We start from the raw sequence: 18486 nt of genomic DNA on the forward strand, positions 1-18486 counted from the left end.
GTACGGTGACCTCGTGATAGATCACTTCGGAATCAACTGTGCGGATTGGGAGCGGTCGAAGGCCTTCTATGACAAGGTCCTCGGCGTACTGGGGTACACCCGGCAGATGGACTACCAGGTCGCCATCGGGTATGGCACCGACGGTAAACCGGATTTCTGGATTGCGGATATGAACGCCGGCGAGGCGAGCGGTGCGAACCGGGAGACGCACATCGCGTTCCGGGCCGCGGGCCCCGAGGCGGTGCAGGCCTTCTATGACGCCGCCCTGGAACTGGGTGCGGAGTCGCTGCACGCCCCGCGGCTGTGGCCCGAGTACCACCCGGCCTACTTCGGGGCGTTCGTCCGGGACCCGGATGGCAACAATGTGGAGGCCGTGTTCCACGGGGCCTGATCTTGTAGCCCGATCGGATGAAAGTGGGGGAAATCGCCGGTTAGCTGCGCGAAATCGTTGCCGTAGCCGTTAACTGTGCCCCATTCTGTGCCCGTCCTGTTTACGTCACCGTTAATAAGATCGGGGTACGAGAATGTCGGTCACGGTTCGTCCGCATACAAAGATGATGTCCGCGGTTCTGGCCGCCGGCGTGGTGGTCGCGGCCGCCCCGGCCTGGGTGCCGGAGGCGCAGGAGGCCGCAGCGGCGGTGAGTACCCAGGCGGTGCAGCCCGCCGGGTTCATCTCCGATTTCCTGGAGAACATCGGCTACACCGTCGCCGGCATCGGCAACAGTATCGTCATTCCGATCGACGCAGCGATCTCGGCGCCGTTCGATGCCTTCTCGGCACTCCTGGTCGGACTGCAGACCTCGGAGTACCGCAATGACGTCGCCTCCTGGTTGGTCAACCGCTACCTCAATCCGTCCGACCTCTATGCCGATCAAGGCGACTACTGGATCTTTACGTACCCCAACGAGTTCAAGGACTACGGGCTCGGGAATCTAATCGCGCTGCTTCCGCCCAGCGCACAGGCCGCCATCACCAACTTTGTCAATGGCATCGCCGACCGGATCAACAGCGTCCTCGGCGATCTCGCCGATCCGGTCACCGGCGACGCGGTGATGAATTCCTTCTTCTGGGACACGGGGATCGGTCGTGTCGTCAACTCGGTAAACGCCATCCCGATGGCGCCGATCCGAGCGATCCTGGACACGGTCAATTACGCGGGTTGGCTGCCCTATGAGCTCTTCAGCACCCTCGAAGCTGCAGTGCAGGACCCGCGGGACATCCCCGGCCTGATCAGCAACCTGGCCTGGGGTCTGCTCGGTGAGTACGGGCTCCTCGGAAACGTGATCCACGACCTCAGCTTCCCGGTGACCAATCTTCCGGGACTGATCGGCCAGATCTCGACGCAGATCGTCAATGGTGTCTACAAGCTTCTGAACGGTGTGCTGTCGCTGCTGCCCGATCCGGTCAGCCCGTATTCGTTCGAGGCGAGCCGGGTGGCCGACGACACCGCCGAGTTTGAGGGTGCCGCCGCCGACAGCATCGTCGGCGCATTCGGTGCGGGCCCGGCCAATCTGGTGCCGGTCTCCGACGTTGACGAGTCGGATCCGGTCGAGACCGAACCCATTGCGCCGGAAGAGGTTGCACCGGAGGCTGTTTCGCCGGAGCCCAGCGAGTCGGAGCCCGTCGGGTCGGAGGTCGTCGAATTCGAGCCCGCAGCGCCGGCCGCGGTCGAGGATGACCTCACCGATGACGAGGACGTGGCAGGCGACGACCGCGCCCTGGACGATCTGGCCGACGAGGAGGATTCCTCCGAGCCGAACGGCGGCGACACCGGACCGGCCAACCCGTCCTCGTCGGGTGGTAACCAGGGCGTAGCAGGGGCCGAGGGGCCGACTGCCGAGTCCGGTTCGGAATCCGATTCGGAATCCGACTCCGGGGAGTCGGCGGCGGCTGCCTGATCCCAGTCGCATAGCAGTTCAGCCCGGCGGCCCGGTCTCCCTGTGAGACCGGGCCGTTCGGCGTATGTTCGGTTTACATGACCACTGCTGTCAGAGAACTGCTGCGGGATTTCTTCACACGGCTGATCGAACACGTCGATGAGCTCACCGACGGGCTGACCGACGAGGTGTCGTCGTGGCAGCCGGCGGCGGGGGCGAACAGCATCGCCTGGCTCATCTGGCACAGCGCCCGTTGCCAGGATCTCCAGCTGTGCGACATCGCGGGTACCGAGCAGGTGTGGACCCGCGATGGCTGGTTCGAACGTTTCGCTCTGGATCTGCCGCCCGGCGACATCGGATACGGGCACGGCCCCGATGAGGTGGCCAAGGTGCGGCCCCCGGCGAAGTTGCTGTCCGGCTACTACCACGCGGTGCACAAGGTGACGTTGGAGTACGTCGCCTCCATTGACGACGGCGAGCTCGAGCGCATCGTCGACGACAACTGGGATCCGCCGGTGACGGCCAGTGCGCGGCTGGTCAGCATCATCGACGACTGCGCGCAGCACCTCGGGCAGGCCGCCTACATCAAGGGCACCCTGAGCCGAACTTGACAGGTGTCAACCCCGGTGCGAGCTACGTCACAGCTCGGGTCTAGCATGTGCCTATGACCGCCACTGCTGACCGTTCCGAGGTCGCCACCATCCTGAATCCCGCCACCGGTGAGGTGGCCGGTGAAGTCCGCTGGACCAACCCTGCCGATGTTCCGCAGATCGCTGCCGGCCTGCGCGAAGCGCAGCGCGGGTGGGAGGCCCGCGGCGCAAAGGGCCGCGCCAAGGTCCTCGCTCGCTACGCCGTTTGGCTGGCTGACCACCGCGAGGAGATCGAGAACCTGCTGATCGCCGAGACCGGCAAATCGGCCACCGACGCGGCGCAGGAAGTGCCGATGGCGATCGCCATCCTGTCCTACTACATCAAGGTCATCGAGAAGGCGACGGCGCCGGAGGGGCGGCCCGCCCCGCTGCCGTTCCTGTCGATCAAGAAGATCGAAGTGCACTACCGGCCGCGCCCGGTCGTCGGCATCATCGCGCCCTGGAACTACCCCGTCGCCAACGCCCTGATGGACGCCATCGGTGCGCTGGCCGCAGGGTGTGCGGTGCTGCTCAAGCCGTCCGAGCGCACCCCGCTGACCGCCGAGGTGCTGCTGCGCGGCTGGCTGGACTCGGGTGCCCCCGAGGTGCTCGCCCTCGCGCAGGGCGCCCGCGAGGTGTCCGAGGCCGTCATCGACAACGCCGACTACATCCAGTTCACCGGTTCCACCGCGACCGGCACCAAGGTGGCCGAACGGGCCGCCCGCCGGCTCACGCCCGTCAGCCTGGAACTCGGCGGCAAGGACCCGATGATCGTGCTGGAGGACGCCGACATCGAACTCGCGGCCAATGCCGCGGTCTGGGGCGCGATGTTCAACGCGGGTCAGACGTGCGTGTCGGTGGAGCGGGTGTACGTCCTTGAGCAGGTGTACGACCAGTTCGTCGCCGCGGTCGTCAAGGCCGTGGAGAACCTCAAGATGGGTGCGGGGGAGGGCCATTCGTTCGGCGCCCTGATCGACGACTCGCAGGTCGCCGTGACCGCACGACACGTCGACGACGCGCTGGCCAAGGGTGCCAAGGCGCTCACCGGCGGCACGCGGCCCGAGGGGGCGGGCAGCTTCTACCCTGCCACCGTGCTGGTCGACGTCGACCATTCGATGGCCTGTATGACCGAGGAGACCTTCGGCCCGACGTTGCCGATCATGAAGGTGTCTTCCGTCGGTGAGGCCGTCCGGCTGGCCAACGACAGCCCCTACGGACTGAGTGCATCGGTCTTCTCCAAGGACACCGAGCGCGCCAAGGATATTGCGCTACAACTGGATTGCGGTGCCGTCAACGTCAACGACGTGATCTCCAACCTGATGTGCACCACCGCGCCGATGGGCGGCTGGAAGACCTCGGGTATCGGGGCACGGTTCGGCGGGATCGACGGGGTGCGCAAGTTCTGCCGGCAGGAGACGGTGGTCGTACCGCGCCTGTCGGTCGGCGCGGGCGGCACCTACTACAACAACTCGCTCAAGGCGCTGGCCCGGGTCAACAAGATGATGACCAAGATGGCGCTGTCGCGGCCCAAGCGCGAAGCCAAGTAGCACTCGGCTGTTCACCCGGACGTCACCATGTGATCCGTCCGGGTGGATTGCTTCTGCCGGTGACCCTGGATCTTTCCGGCTCGGATCTCTCCCGTTACGCCGTCCGCGACGATGACGACAACGCCCCGAGCTCGTGGCGATGCCCGGCGCCAAGGCAGACATCTCGGACCGCACGCACTTCCTGTAGTCCTGCCGGCTGTGCACCAATTCTGTGCTGCAGACCGTTGCCAAACGGTAATGACACGAAACGCGGTCGGTTCAACGCGATACACCGTGTGCTGAGTATGTTCGAACCCGCAAGAATCACCACGAGTTTTCAGCCGGCGAAGGAGGGGCGTGTGCGGTCTCTGCTGGCGCTGCTGCTCTGGCTGCTGACCACGGCGCTGCTGGCCGTCAGCATCCCCGCGCTGTGGACCCAGCACCATGTGGTGAGCGTGGACGGCTACTCCGATCTTGCTGCCGGCGCCGCCAGGAACCCGGCGTTGCAGCAGCCGATGGCCGCCGAATTGACCGAGCAGGTGGTCAACGCGACCGGCGCCTCCGGTGTGCAGGCCACGCTGATCGGTGCCGCGGCCAACTCCTACACCGGCAGCTCGGTGTTTCCCGGCCAGTTCGCGGCGGTGAACCGGGTGGCGCACCGCTGGCTGTTCACCAACGACGCGCAGGGCCGCTGGGAGGTCGACCTGTCGCCGATGCTGGCCGACAATTCGATCCGGCAGACCCTGGACGGATTCGGTGTGCAGGCGCCGACCAGCCTGCAGGTCCCGGTGACCGAGAACGAATCCGGCGGACTACGCCCGGGCCAGTTGCGCCCGGTGGCGGTGTGGGGGCCGTGGGCCAGTGTCGGCGCGGCGGTGCTGACCGTCGTGTTTGCCCTGCTGACCCTCACCGCCTCCCGCCGACGCGGCAAGATGATTGCAGCGCTGGGTGTTTCGGGGCTTCTGGTGGGTGCGGCCGGCTGGGCGGGTATCGAGATCGGGCGGGGATACGTCGACGACGCCCTGTCCCGGACGACCGGGAACATCCACGCGATCGCGGATGTGATGGTCGATCACGCCGTGGCGAGTATGCACATGTGGCTGAACCTGACGCTCACCGTCGGCGGCGGCCTGGTCATCATCGGCGTGATCGTGTCGCTGCTGAGCGGTCTGGGCCGGTCTCGCACGGAAGAGGTGCCCGCTACTCGAAAGCGATGACGGGAGGATCGACCATGGCGCCGTTCACTCTTCGCTTCGACATGCGCTCGCAGTCCCCGGGTATGGCGACGTCCGAGTTGTACGCGGCCGCGAGTGCGATGTCAGCCTGGGCCGAGACTCGCGCTGCATTGCCGTGGTGCTGTGCGAACATCACTGTGCCACAGACGGTTATCTGCCGTCCCCGCTACTGCTGGCGTCTGCGATCGCCGCACGCACCGAACGTCTGATACTCAATCTGGTCCTTCTGTTGCCGTTCTACGACCCAGCCCGGCTGGCCGAGGATATTGCGGTGCTCGACCACATCAGTGCGGGGCGGGCAGGTAGGAACGGTCTCGGGTTGCTGGCCAACGGTGTCGTGCCGGGCATGCGAGAGCGTATGAGAAAGCCTGCCGCGATCACGGCCACGAACCGGTTTCGTCCTGCTGTCGGAGAACTCACGTGATCCTGTCCACCGAGGAAGCCGCGGGTCGGGCGGTTGCCGGTGAGATGTTCAACGTGTCCCCGCTGTGTGGGGGGTACCGCCGGAGATCGCGTGGCCGTATCTGGAGCGGGTCGCCGCCCTGGGTTAACCCGCATCCAGTGGAGTCCGTTGACGCTTCGTCAGCGACGATGTGATCGCCAGCGCGATCAGCACATCGGCGGCGGTGATGAACAGGCCGGCCCAATACATCCACTTGATCGTGGCGTCGGGTTGGGCGGCGAAATACACGAACAGGAAGATCGGGCCGACGATCCCGCACACCAGCGTCATCGCCTGGATGGCGAGGTAGCGCTTGAACACCGAGAGTCCGGACATCGGGCTCAGCTTAATGTCGGCGGGCAGTCGATGTTTACCACCAGTGGGATTCTTTCGCATCTCCTGAGTTCATTCGCCGATGGTGTCTATCTGGGAACTTGCTGTAAGTCGCCCGAACGGGCGACGCGGTGACGACTGTCGCTGACCTACAGTCCGGATAAATATTGACGTAGGTGTCAGGAGATGTCGTGGGTGCAGGTCGGTTCGTGGGTCGTGTCGGTGGCTTGGCAGTGGCGTTGGGGGTGGGAGCCGTAGTGTCCTTCGGACACGGATTGGCTTACGCCGACGACGGCGACAGCAGCGGGTCGTCATCGAGCGGCAGCGGATCGACAGGGTCCACGTCCGACTCGGGCAGCACGTCGGAGTCGTCCTCGGAGTCGTCCTCGCAGGAGTCCGGCGAGGGCGCAGCTGACGACCCGGATCCCGATCCGGAGCCCGCGGACACTTCGTCCGGCTCTGTCGGCGAGGGTGACCCGAGCACCGATGTCGACGAAGCCGCCTCGCCCACATTGGAGTCCGGCACCGAGTCCAAACGGGCCACCAGTTTCGGCGACTCACGTAAGCGCAGGTCGTCGATCGCCGCGAAACAGGAGGTCACCGAGGCGCCCCGACTCTCGGCCGACACGCGGACGGTGACGGTCGAGGCCGACCGCTTCGACCGGCCGACCGCGCAGCGTCCGGCGCCGGTACGCCCGGTGGCACTCAGCGCCGAAACCACGCCGGCGGCGGCCGAACTCACCCCTCAGGCTCCGGTCGTCGGCGAATCCGTATCGGTCGTCGCCGCCGAGGTGGCGCGGGTGTCACTGCTCGGCGGGCTGCCGTGGGGACCGCTGGTGAACTCGCCGGCGCTGTGGGTCGCCGCCGCAGCGGCGCGTCGCCAGATCGGGGTGGACAGCCTCGAGGACGAGGTGGCCGTCGCCGAGAACTCCACGCCGGCCGGTCTGGCGCTGCCGACGGCCGCCGTGAACAACCGGGTGCCCACGCTGAACAAGCCCAAGGTGGGTAAGCCTGATGCGGCCACGGGTGTGGTGACTGGTGTGGTGTCGGGTAAGGATGCCGATAAGGATCCGTTGACGTTTAGTGCGTCGGTGGGGCCGGTGAAGGGTTCGGTGGTGGTGGATGCGGCCACGGGGGCGTTTACGTATACCCCGACTGCGGAGGCGCGGCATGCGGCGGCGAAGTCGGGTGCTCCGGCGTCGGCGAAGTCGGATTCGTTCACGGTGTCGGTTGATGATGGTTTTGGTGGGGTGGCGACCCGGGTCGTGACGGTGTCGGTGTTGGGTAAGAATGCGGCGCCGACGGTGGCGGGGACCACTACGGTGGGTGTGCCGGATGCTGATGGTGTGGTGTCGGGGAATTTGGGTGCCCTTGATGCTGATGGTGATGTGTTGTCGTTCAAGGCGTCTGCGAAGAAGGGTGTGGTGGACGTCGCGGCGGATGGGTCGTTTACGTTCACGCCGACTGCTGCGGCGCGGCATGCGGCTTCGGCGGTGGGGGCCAAGGCGTCGGTGACGTCGGAGACGTTCACGGTGACGGTGACTGATGGTTTTGGTGGGTCGGTCACCAAGAGTGTGACGGTGTCGATCAAGCCGGCGAATGTGGTGCCGGTGATCAGTGATGTGACTGTCAGGACGCCGAATTCCAAGGGTGTGGTGTCGGGCAACGTCGTGGCCTCGGATGTGGTCGACAAGGACAAGTTGACCTACGCCAGTGCGGGTGTGGCTAGCGGGAAGGTGTCGGTGAACGCCAAGACCGGTGCGTTCACGTATACGCCGTCGGCGGCGACCCGGCATGCGGCTGCTGGTGGGGGTCCGGTGACGGAGACGATCACGTTCACCGTCACCGATGGTCACAGCGGTGCGGTAACCAGATCCGTAGTGGTGGAGATCAAACCGGCCAACGCCGTGCCGACGACGTCGGTGAAGGTGGGTAAGCCTAACGCGGCTACGGGTGTGGTGACCGGTGTGGTTTCGGCCAAGGATGCCGATAAGGATCCGTTGACGTTCGAGGCCACGACGGGCCCGGTGAAGGGTTCGGTGGTCATCGACGCGCAGACCGGGGCGTTCACGTATACCCCGACTGCGGAGGCGCGGCATGCGGCGGCGAAGTCGGGTGCTCCGGCGTCGGCGAAGTCGGATTCGTTCACGGTGTCGGTTGATGATGGTTTTGGTGGGGTGGCGACCCGGCTGGTGACCGTGTCGGTGTTGGGTAAGAATGCGGTGCCGACGGTGGCGGGGACCACTACGGTGGGTGCGCCCGATGCTGATGGTGTGGTGTCGGGGAATTTGGGTGCCCTTGATGCTGATGGTGATGCGTTGTCGTTCAAGGCGTCTGCGAAGAAGGGTGTGGTGGACGTCGCGGCGGATGGGACGTTCACGTTCACGCCGACTGCTGCGGCGCGGCATGCGGCTTCGGCGGTGGGGGCCAAGGCGTCGGTGACGTCGGAGACGTTCACGGTGACGGTGACTGATGGTTTTGGTGGGTCGGTCACCAAGAGTGTGACGGTGTCGATCAAGCCGGCGAATGTGGTGCCGGTGATCAGTGATGTGACTGTCAGGACGCCGAATTCCAAGGGTGTGGTGTCGGGCAACGTCGTGGCCTCGGATGTGGTCGACAAGGACAAGTTGACCTACGCCAGTGCGGGTGTGGCTAGCGGGAAGGTGTCGGTGAACGCCAAGACCGGTGCGTTCACGTATACGCCGTCGGCGGCGACCCGGCATGCGGCTGCTGGTGGGGGTCCGGTGACGGAGACGATCACGTTCACCGTCACCGATGGTCACGGTGGGGTGGCGACCAGATCCGTTGTGGTGGCTATCGCGAAGGCCAATGCGGTACCGACGACGTCGGTGAAGGTGAATAAGCCTGATGCGGTCACTGGTGTGGTGACCGGTGTGGTTTCGGCCAAGGATGCCGATAAGGATCCGTTGACGTTTGAGACCAGCAAGGGCCCGTTGAAGGGTTCGGTGGTGCTGGATGCGACCACGGGTGCGTTTACGTATACGCCGTCTGCGGCGGCGCGGCATGCGGCTGCGGCGAAGGGTGCGCCGGCGTCGGCGAAGTCGGATTCGTTCGAGGTGTCGGTCGAGGATGGTTTCGGTGGGGTGGCGACCCGGGTCGTGACGGTGTCGATCTCGCCGAAGGCGTCCACGGCATCTGCCGGGGTCAGCGTGCTGGGTACCGTCAGCATCGCCGGCAGGAGCTACGACGGCTACATCAGTGCCGATGGCACCCGCGCGCTGGTGTCCACGGTGACCGGCGACGACGAGACCGGCTACACCACGACTTTCACGTTGGTGAACGCGACCAGTGGCACCAAGCTGGGGAACGCCGTGTCGTTGGCGGGCGAGTCGGATTGGCTGGCCTTCACTGAGGACAGCAGCAAGGCCGTGGTGACCACCTACACCTGGGATGATGAAACCGAGACCGTGATCACTCGGGTAGCGGTCATCAACGCCACCAACGGAACTCGGGTGGGATCGGTCCTGACGTTGGCCGGCTCGATCGACGACGGGGACTCGCTGCAGTTCACGAACAACGACACCCGCGCAGTCCTCATCACCCACAGTTATGAGTACGACGACGATACCGGCGAGAGTTTCGACAAGACCCGGATCACCGTGGTCAACCTCACCAATGGGACGAGGGCCGGCAGCACATGGGTCTTCGGTAGCCCAGATGTGGACTACAGCTTCGTCTCTCCGGTGGTGTGGGAGTTCAACGCCGATCGCAGTCGGGTGGTGGTCACCGCCACGGCCATCGGCGAGTTTGGCGATCCTCTCACTGAGGTGCACATCATCAACACTTCTACCGGTACCAAGGTCGGGGCCGGGTTGACGGCCAATGGATTCAGCTACAGCCCAACGCAACTCAGTGCCGACGGGACCCGCGCTGTGTTTGCCTATACGGACAACAGCCAGTCGTCAGGTGTGGTGGTCCTGAACCTGATTACCGGGGCGCAGATCGGTAACACGCTCACTGTGGAGGGACAGGCCGCCGCGCAACTGAACTCCAACGGTAGCCGGGTCATCATCAACTCGGCCTACTTCGACCCCTCCGACGGCTCGGCAGTTGCCAGAATTTCGGTTTTCAATGCGTCGACCGGCGTGCAGATCGGCAGCACGGTCTCAGTCGCCGGGGCGGGTGCGCTCCTGCCGGCGCAGTTCAACGCCGACGAGACCCGGGCCATCATCACGGCATACATCTTTGACGAAGAGGCCGAAGGTCAAATCGGCGGAGTCCGCATCGTCGTGATCGATACGGCGACGGGTGCACAGGTGGGTAACGCGGTCAGTGTGGCCGGTAGGCCGGTCGGACTTGATACTTCGGACCCGGAGAACTTCCAGTTGCCCTGGGCGACGTGGATCAGTCCGAACGGCACCCGTGCGCTCGTCACGACAATCGACGAAGACAAGACCAATGTTGCGGTCATCAACACCACCACCGGTCTGCAACTCGGCACCACGCTGGCACTGACCGGAACGATCGAGTACACAAACGTGGGTGGCGAACTCCTGGTCGAGCCACCGGCGTTCAGTGACGATGGCAGTCGTATCTTCCTGTCGACCTTCACAAGTGGAAGTACGCGTTTCACCATCCTGAACACTGCGACTGGCGCGCAGGTCGGCACCACCGTGACGCTGGCCGGTGGCTTGTCGGACTGGGGTTACGAGTACACCACTGTTCTTGCCGGCGATCGGGCGGCGTTCCTCACCTTCGACGGTGACGACGAGACCGGGTACACCACCCGAATGGCGATTGTGAACACGGTTACCGGCGCGCAACTCGGCAGCACCCGAACCTTCACCGGAAGTTGGGTCGCCTCCGCGACGTTCGGGGTTGAGGGCACCCGCATCACGGTTGGGGTCCGCACAGCCAGTACGGAAACGACGGACGCAACGCTCAACATCTCGGTGTTCGATACATCAACCGGTGCCCAGGTCGGAACCACTCTCGCATTCAGTGGAAGCGAAGACGCTTGGGTCATCTGGGATGCTGACGCGGACCGAGCACTGGCTTTCACCAGTGCCGGCAGCACGAGCAGCGTCGACGCCATCGATCTGGCCACCGGGACACGGATCGGCAGCACACTGAACCTCAGCGGAAATGTGTGGACGACATCGATCAACTTCGACGGCACCCGCGCCGTCGCTGCGCTCAGGAATGCGAACGGCACCACCACGGTCAGCACCCTGCAAATCTCCCGAGACGGAAACCCGCCCGCCAACGGCGCAGTCACCAACGTGTCGACCAACCCGACCACCGGAGTGGTGACCGGCACCGTAAGCGCGACGGACCCCGACGGCGACGCGCTAACATACAGCGGACCCGCGACGACCGACAAGGGCACGCTGTCGGTCAACCCGTCCACCGGGGCGTTCACCTTCAGCCCTACCGCCGCCGCCCGGCACGCCGCGTTGACCAGTGATATCGCAGCCAAGACCGAAACGTTCACGGTCCGCGTCACTGACACAAAGGGCAACGTGCTCAATGTCCCGGTGACCGTGACGATCCAGCCGGGCAGCAACGCCAACCCTGCGAGCGTGAATGCCTCTGTGGGAATACCGAATGCGGTGACCGGTGTGGCGACCGGAACGTTTACGGCATCCGATGCCGACGGTGACACCCTGACGTTCAGTGCGCCGACCGCCACGGCAAAGGGTGGCGCGCTGTATATCTCGGGAAGTTCGTTCACCTACGTGCCGACCGAAGCCGCCCGGATCGCCGCCGGCGCTACAGGTGCTCCCGCTTCGGCCAAGCAGGACAGCTTCACCGTCACCGTCACCGATGGTCATGGTGGATCTGCGACGAAACTGGTCACCCTCACCATCGCACCGAAGTCCACTGGTACGCCGACGACGGTGACCACAGTGGGGACGGTCACCGTCGATGGCTCTGCGCAGGCGGCATATCTCAATCCCAGCGGTAGCAGGGCAGTGATTGCGACAGTGAGTAGCGGTCTCGATTCAGTCACCTTCACGGTGATCAACACCCTCACCGGCTCGAAGGTGGGCAACACCGTGACACTGGCCGGCACGGTGCCGAGGTCGGTGCAGTTCAGCGAGGACGGCAGCCGTGCGGTGCTGGTCGTCGGGGAAGAGGCCTTCGGCGAAGCCACTGTTGCCTTGGTGAATACGGTCACCGGCACTCAATTGGGCGGCACGTTCTCCGTTCTGAACGATGCGGGTCCCTTCCTGGGGAACCCCGCCCAACTGAATGCCGACGGCACCCGACTCGCCATCGTCAGCATCGACCTGGGCAGTGGTGGTACGCCGTTGTCCAGGGTGCGCCTGATCAACACCGGGAACGGTGCGGTGGTGTACGACTCCAACAGCGTCTCCGGTACGGCTTCGGCCGTGGCCTTCAGTGGGGATGGCAAGGTGGCTGCGTCGGTCCTCAGCGATGGCGTCGAAAGCACGGTCAGGTTCCTCAACGCGACGACGGGTGCGCAGATCGGTGCGCCTCTGACCACTACCGGGTACAGCGTTGCGTCGCTGAACCACAACGGCTCCAAGGCGGTGGTCACCGATTACGAGTTGAACAGCGACACCACCTTCGGTTCGCGGGTGGCGCTGTACACCGTCGGTGGCAGCCAGATCGGTACCACGATCGTGATCCCGGGCTTGCTGGCCATGGTGCCGGCCTCGTTCAGTTCGGATGGAACCCGCGCGGCCGTCACGGTATTCGCTGTCGAAACTGACGACAACGACTTACCCACTTACCGAACTGGACTGGTCCTCCTCAACACGTCGACCGGTGCTCAGGTGGGCTCAACGATCCTCGTCAGTGGCTTCCCGGGCACGTTGTCCGAGAATGCGACTTTCACTGGAGCGTCGTTCAACAGCTCGGGGACCCGGGTGCTGCTGACAACCAGTGGAGCCGCATTTACTGAAGACGTCTTCGAATCGGACGTCGTGACGATCGTGGTCGATGCGATCACGGGCGTACAAGTGGGTGACACGATCACAGCGTCGGGCAGTCAGGTCGAGACCAGGTTCAGCGATGACGGCACCAGGGTTCTGGTGGTAACCCGCATGCAGGACGACAGCGGCATGTTCACGACGCATGCCTCGCTGATCGATACCGTCACCGGCACGGTCAGCTACGAACTCGACAGCAGCGGCACGTTCCCGGTCGGAGTTCATCTGAGCGCGGATGGTGCTCGGCTTCTGGTGGCGGAGTATGACGGTGAGGTCACTACGGTGTCGTTGCTGAACTCGATTACCGGCAATCAGATCGGCAGCACCGAGACCATCGCGGGTATCTCGGGGGATCGCCTGCAGTTCAGTGCGGACGGGAATCTGGTGGTGGTCACCACGGTGGAGTCGGACGGGGACACTGCGCGGCTGGTCGTCATCGACACCGTGACGGGCACTCAGATCGGAGGCACCGTAATTCTGGCCGGGACTCCGACATTTGCAGCGCGAATCAGTGACGACGGTGCGACGATCTTCGCCTCGACTGTGGAAGTCGTTGCAGGTGAAGCCGTCTCGACGGCAAAGGTCCTGAAGATCACCTAAACCCTCGGAGGACGAGAATCATCGGGGCCTGAACAGTTTCAGGCCCCGATGGTCTTCCACAGATACCGGTAGATCAACGCGGAACGGAACGCGGCCTGCGAATTGTCGGCCGCGCCTCCGTGCCCGCCCTCGATGTTCTCGTAGTAGCTCACCGGGTGACCGGCCGCCTCCAAGGCCGCCGTCATCTTGCGGGCATGCCCCGGGTGCACCCGGTCATCTCGGGTGGAGGTGGTGATCAGGATCGGGGGATAGCGGCGATCGGCCGAGATGTTCTGGTACGGCGAGTATTTCGAGATGAACTCCCAGTCGGCCGGATCGTCGGGGTTGCCGTACTCGGCCACCCAGGACGCCCCGGCCAGCAGCAGGTGGAAGCGCTTCATGTCCAGCAGCGGCACGCTGCACACCAGCGCGCCGAACAGTTCCGGGTAGCGGGTCAGCATGATGCCCATCAGCAGACCGCCGTTGCTGCCGCCCTGGGCGCCCAGCCGGGCCACCGTGGTGACACCGCGATCCACCAGATCCTTTGCCACCGCGGCGAAATCCTCGTCCACCAGGTGACGCCCCTCGCGCATCGCCTGGGTGTGCCAGCTCGGCCCGTACTCACCGCCGCCGCGGATGTTGGCCAGCACATAGGTTCCGCCGCGCGCCAGCCACAGCCGGCCGAGCACGCCGTCGTACCCCGGCGTCCGGGACACCTCGAAGCCGCCGTACCCGCCGAGCAGCGTCGGCCCGTCCGACCCGGGCCTGCCGACCACGAAGTAGGGCACCCGGGTGCCGTCGGCGGAGGTCGCGAAATGCTGGGAGACCTCGATACCGGTCGCGTCGAAGAAGCCGGGAGCCTGCTTCACCGGCGTGACCGGTCCGTCCGGCGTGCCGTGCAGCAGCTGCGACGGAGTCACGAAGCCACTTGAATCCAGGAAGATCTCGTCGCCGTACGAATCGGCGGCCACGATCACGGTGTTCGTGTTCGCGGGAACACCGTCGAGATCCTCGGCCGTCCACCCACCCGGGGTGAAGATCTGCACCCGGCTGGCCACATCGGCGAGGGTGACCACGACGAGCTTGTCCCGCGTCCACGAGTACTGATGCAGGCTGGTCCGGGCGTCCGGCTCGAACACCACCGTGAGGTTCCGGGCGCCCGCGACGAACTCGGCGTAGCTCGCGGCCAGCAGTGAACCGGCCGCGTACTCGTCCCAGTCGGTGCGCAGCTCGATCAGCAGCCAGTCGTGATGCACCGACACGGTGGCATCGGTGGGGGCGTCGATGCGCAGCAACTCATCGCCGCGCAGTTCGTAGATCTCGTCGTTGAAGAAGTCGACGGCCCGGCTGATCATGGTCCGCTCGAAACCCGGGGTGCGGTCCACCGAGGCCGCCACGATCACATCGGCCTGCTCGCCCGCGAACACCTGCACGGCATCCGCCAACGCGGTGCCGCGCCGCCACCGCTTGACCAGCCGGGCATAACCCGAATCCGTCAGCGATCCGGCACCGAAGTCGGTGCCCACCAGCACGGTGTCCTCGTCCTCCCAGCAGATCTGGGTCTTGGCCTCCGGGAGTTCGAAGCCGCCGGACATGAATTCCTGCGTCTGCATGTCGAATTCGCGCACCACGACGGCGTCGGCACCCCCGCGCGAGAGGCTGATCAGGGCCCGCGAATGGTCGGGCTCGATGACATCGGCGCCCGCCCACACCCAGTTCGTGTCGTCGGCTCGGGCGAGCTCGTCGACATCGATGACCACCTCCCAGTCCGGGGCGTCGGTCAGGTAGCTGTCCAGCGTGGTCCGCCGCCACAACCCGCGCGGATTGGCCTCGTCGCGCCAGAAGTTGTAGAGGTGCTCCCCGCGCCGGCGCACATAGGGGATGCGGGCGTCGGTATCGAGGACCTCCAGCGCCTCGGCGCGCATCGCCTCGAACTCCTCGTCGCCGAGGTCGGACAGCGTCGGGTCATTGTGTCGGCGCACCCAGTCCAGGGCGTCGTCACCGGTCACGTCTTCGAGCCAGAGGTACGGGTCGGCAGGGTCTACGGAAGCCACCAGACATTCTTACCGTGCGCGTAGCCTGAAATCATGACCAGCCGAGTCCTGATCACCGCGGCTGCCGCGGATCTGCTGCAGTCGTTGCAGAACCGGCACGGCGCCTTGATGTTTCACCAGTCCGGCGGATGTTGTGATGGATCCTCGCCGATGTGTTACCCGAACGGCGACTTCATCGTGGGGGATCGCGACGTTCTGCTGGGCATCCTCGACGTCGGCGACGGGGTCCCGGTGTGGATCTCCGGACCGCAGTTCGAAGCCTGGAAGCACACCCAGTTGATCATCGATGTGGTGCCGGGCCGCGGCGGGGGATTCAGCCTGGAGTCCCCCGAGGGCATGCGCTTCCTGAGTCGTGGCCGGGTGTACTCCGAGCAGGAGAACACCGACCTGGCGGCGCAGCCGCCGATCACCGGCGCCCAGTACGAGGCCGGCGCGCGGCCGGAGCACAAGGGCACCCGCATCGTCGACGAGGCCTCCGAGGAAGCGGCGCTGGCCTGCGCGATCCCGGACCGCGCCGGCTAGCACTCAGCCCTTCTCGAGGGTGAACTGCACGACGTCGGTCTGGCGGGCCCGGAACAACTTGGCGCAGCCGGTCAGGTACTTCATGTAGCGGTCGTAGACCTCTTGGGACTGGATCTCGATCGCCTCGTCGCGGCGGGCCTGCAGGGACTCCGCCCAGGTATCCAGGGTGCGGGCATAGTGCAGGCGCAGCGACTGCTCGCGGGTCAGGGTGAACCCACCCTCGGCGGACTTCTCCTGCACCATCTCGATCGACGGCAACCGGCCGCCCGGGAAGATCTCGGTGATGATGAACTTCACGAACCGGGCCAGTTCGAACGTCACCGGGATGCCGTTCTCGGCGGCCTTCGCGGGATTGAACGCGCAGATCGTGTGCAGCAGCATCACCCCGTCCGGAGGCAGCGCGTCGTAGGCCATCCGGAAGAAGTCCGGGTACCGGTCGAAGCCGAAGTGCTCGAAGGCGCCGATCGAGACGATCCGGTCCACCGGCTCGTCGAACTGCTCCCAGCCCTGTAGCAGCACCCGCCGGTCCCGTGGCGAATCGATCGCGTCGAAGGTCTGTTGTACGTGGGCGGCCTGATTCTTGGACAACGTCAGGCCGATGACGTTGACGTCGTAGCGCTCGATGGCGCGTCGCATGGTCGCACCCCAACCGCAGCCGATATCCAGCAGCGTCATCCCGGGTTGCAAGCCCAGCTTGCCCAGCGCCAGGTCGATCTTCGCCAGCTGGGCCTCTTCCAGCGTCATGTCCTCGCGCTCGAAGTAGGCGCAACTGTAGGTCCGGGTACGGTCCAGGAACAGTGCGAAGAACTCGTCCGACAGGTCGTAGTGGGCCTGAACGTCCTCGAAATGCGGTACCAGCTTTTCCGGCATGGATGAATCCCCCCCTCGATGGGTCCGGGTAGGCGCCGGAGCCCGAACGCGGTTACCCAGACCGGTTCGCGAACAAACACATGCCCGATAGGGTGGTATCCGTGACCCACTATGACGTCGTTGTACTCGGAGCCGGCCCCGGCGGATATGTGGCGGCCATCCGCGCTGCTCAGCTCGGCCTCAACACCGCGATCGTCGAACCCAAGTACTGGGGCGGCGTCTGCCTGAACGTCGGGTGTATCCCGTCCAAGGCGCTGCTGCGCAACGCCGAGCTGGCGCACATCTTCACCAAGGAAGCCAAGACCTTCGGAATCACCGGTGAGGCCAGCTTCGATTTCGGGGCAGCCTTCGACCGCAGCCGCAAGGTCGCCGACGGCCGCGTCGCCGGCGTGCACTTCCTGATGAAGAAGAACAAGATCACCGAGATCCACGGCTACGGCAAGTTCACCGGACCCAACGGGCTGACCGTCGACCTCAACGACGGCGGGACCGAGGACGTCACCTTCGACAACGCGATCATCGCGACCGGGTCGTCCACCCGTCTGGTTCCCGGCACCTCGCTGAGCGAGAACGTCGTCACCTACGAGAAGCAGATCATGTCGCGGGATCTGCCCGGGTCGATCATCATCGCCGGCGCGGGTGCGATCGGCATGGAGTTCGCCTACGTCCTGAAGAACTACGGCGTGGACGTCACCATCGTCGAATTCCTGCCGCGCGCGCTGCCCAACGAGGACGCCGAGGTCTCCAAGGAGATCGAGAAGCAGTACAAGAAGCTGGGCGTGAAGATCCTCACCGGCACCAAGGTCGAGTCGATCAACGACAGCGGCTCCGAGGTCACCGTCACCGTCAGCAAGGACGGCAAGACCGAGGAACTCAAGGCCGACAAGGTGTTGCAGGCCATCGGTTTTGCCCCGAACGTGGAGGGCTTCGGCCTGGAGAACGCCGGGGTGGCGCTCACCGATCGCAAGGCCATCGACATCGATGACCACATGCGCACCAACGTGGAGCACATCTACGCCATCGGCGATGTCACCGGCAAGCTGCAGCTGGCGCACGTCGCCGAGGCGCAGGGTGTGGTGGCCGCCGAGACCATCGGGAAAGCGGAGACGCTGACCCTCGGCGATTACCGGATGATGCCGCGCGCCACGTTCTGCCAGCCGCAGGTGGCCAGCTTCGGGTTGACCGAGGAGCAGGCCCGCGAAGAGGGCTACGACGTGAAGGTCGCCAAGTTCCCGTTCACCGCCAACGGCAAGGCGCACGGCCTGGCCGATCCGACCGGCTTCGTGAAGCTGATCGCCGACAGCAAGTACGGCGAGTTGCTGGGCGGGCACCTGATCGGCCCGGATGTCTCCGAGCTGCTGCCCGAGCTGACGCTGGCCCAGAAGTGGGACCTGACGGTCAACGAGCTGACCCGCAACGTGCACACCCACCCGACCTTGTCGGAGGCGCTGCAGGAGGCCATCCACGGCCTGGCCGGCCACATGATCAACTTCTGACGC

The 18486-nt window shown here is 65.2% G+C and carries 12 protein-coding genes and 1 pseudogene; 9 read left to right on the plus strand and 4 right to left on the minus strand.

The window, feature by feature from the left end:
- Window positions 1-13: 13 nt before the first annotated feature.
- The 6 genes and pseudogenes from K0O62_RS04060 to K0O62_RS29075 all read left to right on the plus strand — a co-directional run.
- The gene (locus K0O62_RS04060) at window positions 14-391 is read left to right on the plus strand and encodes a VOC family protein (RefSeq protein WP_073859672.1); all 378 of its coding nucleotides are present in this window, start codon (window positions 14-16) and stop codon (window positions 389-391) included.
- A 166-nt stretch (window positions 392-557) separates the two neighbouring features.
- Window positions 558-1898, plus strand: coding sequence for an ICP22 family protein (locus K0O62_RS04065; RefSeq protein ID WP_131817481.1), 1341 nt, complete (start codon window positions 558-560; stop codon window positions 1896-1898).
- Window positions 1899-1975: 77 nt separating this feature from the next.
- Window positions 1976-2488 carry a mycothiol transferase gene (locus K0O62_RS04070; RefSeq protein ID WP_073859657.1) on the plus strand — a complete coding sequence of 171 codons (513 nt, stop codon included), beginning with the start codon at window positions 1976-1978 and terminating at the stop codon, window positions 2486-2488.
- A gap of 53 nt (window positions 2489-2541) precedes the next feature.
- On the plus strand, window positions 2542-4053 hold the full coding sequence (locus K0O62_RS04075) for an aldehyde dehydrogenase family protein (protein WP_073859656.1): 1512 nt from the start codon (window positions 2542-2544) through the stop codon (window positions 4051-4053).
- 338 nt (window positions 4054-4391) lie between these two features.
- Window positions 4392-5249 (plus strand): hypothetical protein, encoded by an 858-nt coding sequence (locus K0O62_RS04080; protein ID WP_073859671.1) that lies wholly within the window; start codon window positions 4392-4394, stop codon window positions 5247-5249.
- 14 nt (window positions 5250-5263) lie between these two features.
- A pseudogene (locus K0O62_RS29075) lies at window positions 5264-5568 on the plus strand (LLM class flavin-dependent oxidoreductase); the annotation flags it as partial.
- Between the two features lie 246 nt (window positions 5569-5814).
- Here the strand turns inward: K0O62_RS29075 and K0O62_RS04090 are convergent.
- Entirely contained in the window at window positions 5815-6045 is a 231-nt protein-coding gene (locus K0O62_RS04090) for a hypothetical protein (protein ID WP_073859654.1), read from the minus strand.
- Between the two features lie 277 nt (window positions 6046-6322).
- Entirely contained in the window at window positions 6323-6670 is a 348-nt protein-coding gene (locus K0O62_RS04095) for a hypothetical protein (RefSeq protein WP_131817480.1), read from the minus strand.
- 7 nt (window positions 6671-6677) lie between these two features.
- On the opposite strand from K0O62_RS04095, the gene K0O62_RS04100 reads away from it, so the two are divergent.
- Window positions 6678-13562: a cadherin-like domain-containing protein gene (locus tag K0O62_RS04100; RefSeq protein WP_131817479.1), complete on the plus strand. Its 6885-nt coding sequence runs from the start codon at window positions 6678-6680 to the stop codon at window positions 13560-13562.
- A gap of 38 nt (window positions 13563-13600) precedes the next feature.
- On the opposite strand, the gene K0O62_RS04105 is transcribed toward K0O62_RS04100, so the two are convergent.
- A complete protein-coding gene (locus tag K0O62_RS04105; protein WP_073859651.1) occupies window positions 13601-15595 on the minus strand; it encodes a prolyl oligopeptidase family serine peptidase in 1995 nt (664 codons plus the stop codon).
- Between the two features lie 33 nt (window positions 15596-15628).
- On the opposite strand from K0O62_RS04105, the gene K0O62_RS04110 reads away from it, so the two are divergent.
- Window positions 15629-16117 (plus strand): DUF779 domain-containing protein, encoded by a 489-nt coding sequence (locus tag K0O62_RS04110; RefSeq protein ID WP_073859650.1) that lies wholly within the window; start codon window positions 15629-15631, stop codon window positions 16115-16117.
- A 3-nt stretch (window positions 16118-16120) separates the two neighbouring features.
- Here K0O62_RS04110 and K0O62_RS04115 read toward each other — a convergent pair whose 3' ends face one another.
- Window positions 16121-16987: a cyclopropane mycolic acid synthase family methyltransferase gene (locus tag K0O62_RS04115; protein ID WP_073859649.1), complete on the minus strand. Its 867-nt coding sequence runs from the start codon at window positions 16985-16987 to the stop codon at window positions 16121-16123.
- A gap of 101 nt (window positions 16988-17088) precedes the next feature.
- On the opposite strand from K0O62_RS04115, the gene lpdA reads away from it, so the two are divergent.
- Window positions 17089-18483 (plus strand): dihydrolipoyl dehydrogenase, encoded by a 1395-nt coding sequence (gene lpdA / locus K0O62_RS04120; protein WP_097934250.1) that lies wholly within the window; start codon window positions 17089-17091, stop codon window positions 18481-18483.
- Window positions 18484-18486 lie beyond the last annotated feature (3 nt).

It is taken from the genome of Mycolicibacterium diernhoferi (genome assembly GCF_019456655.1).
Classification (GTDB): Bacteria; Actinomycetota; Actinomycetes; order Mycobacteriales; family Mycobacteriaceae; genus Mycobacterium; species Mycobacterium diernhoferi.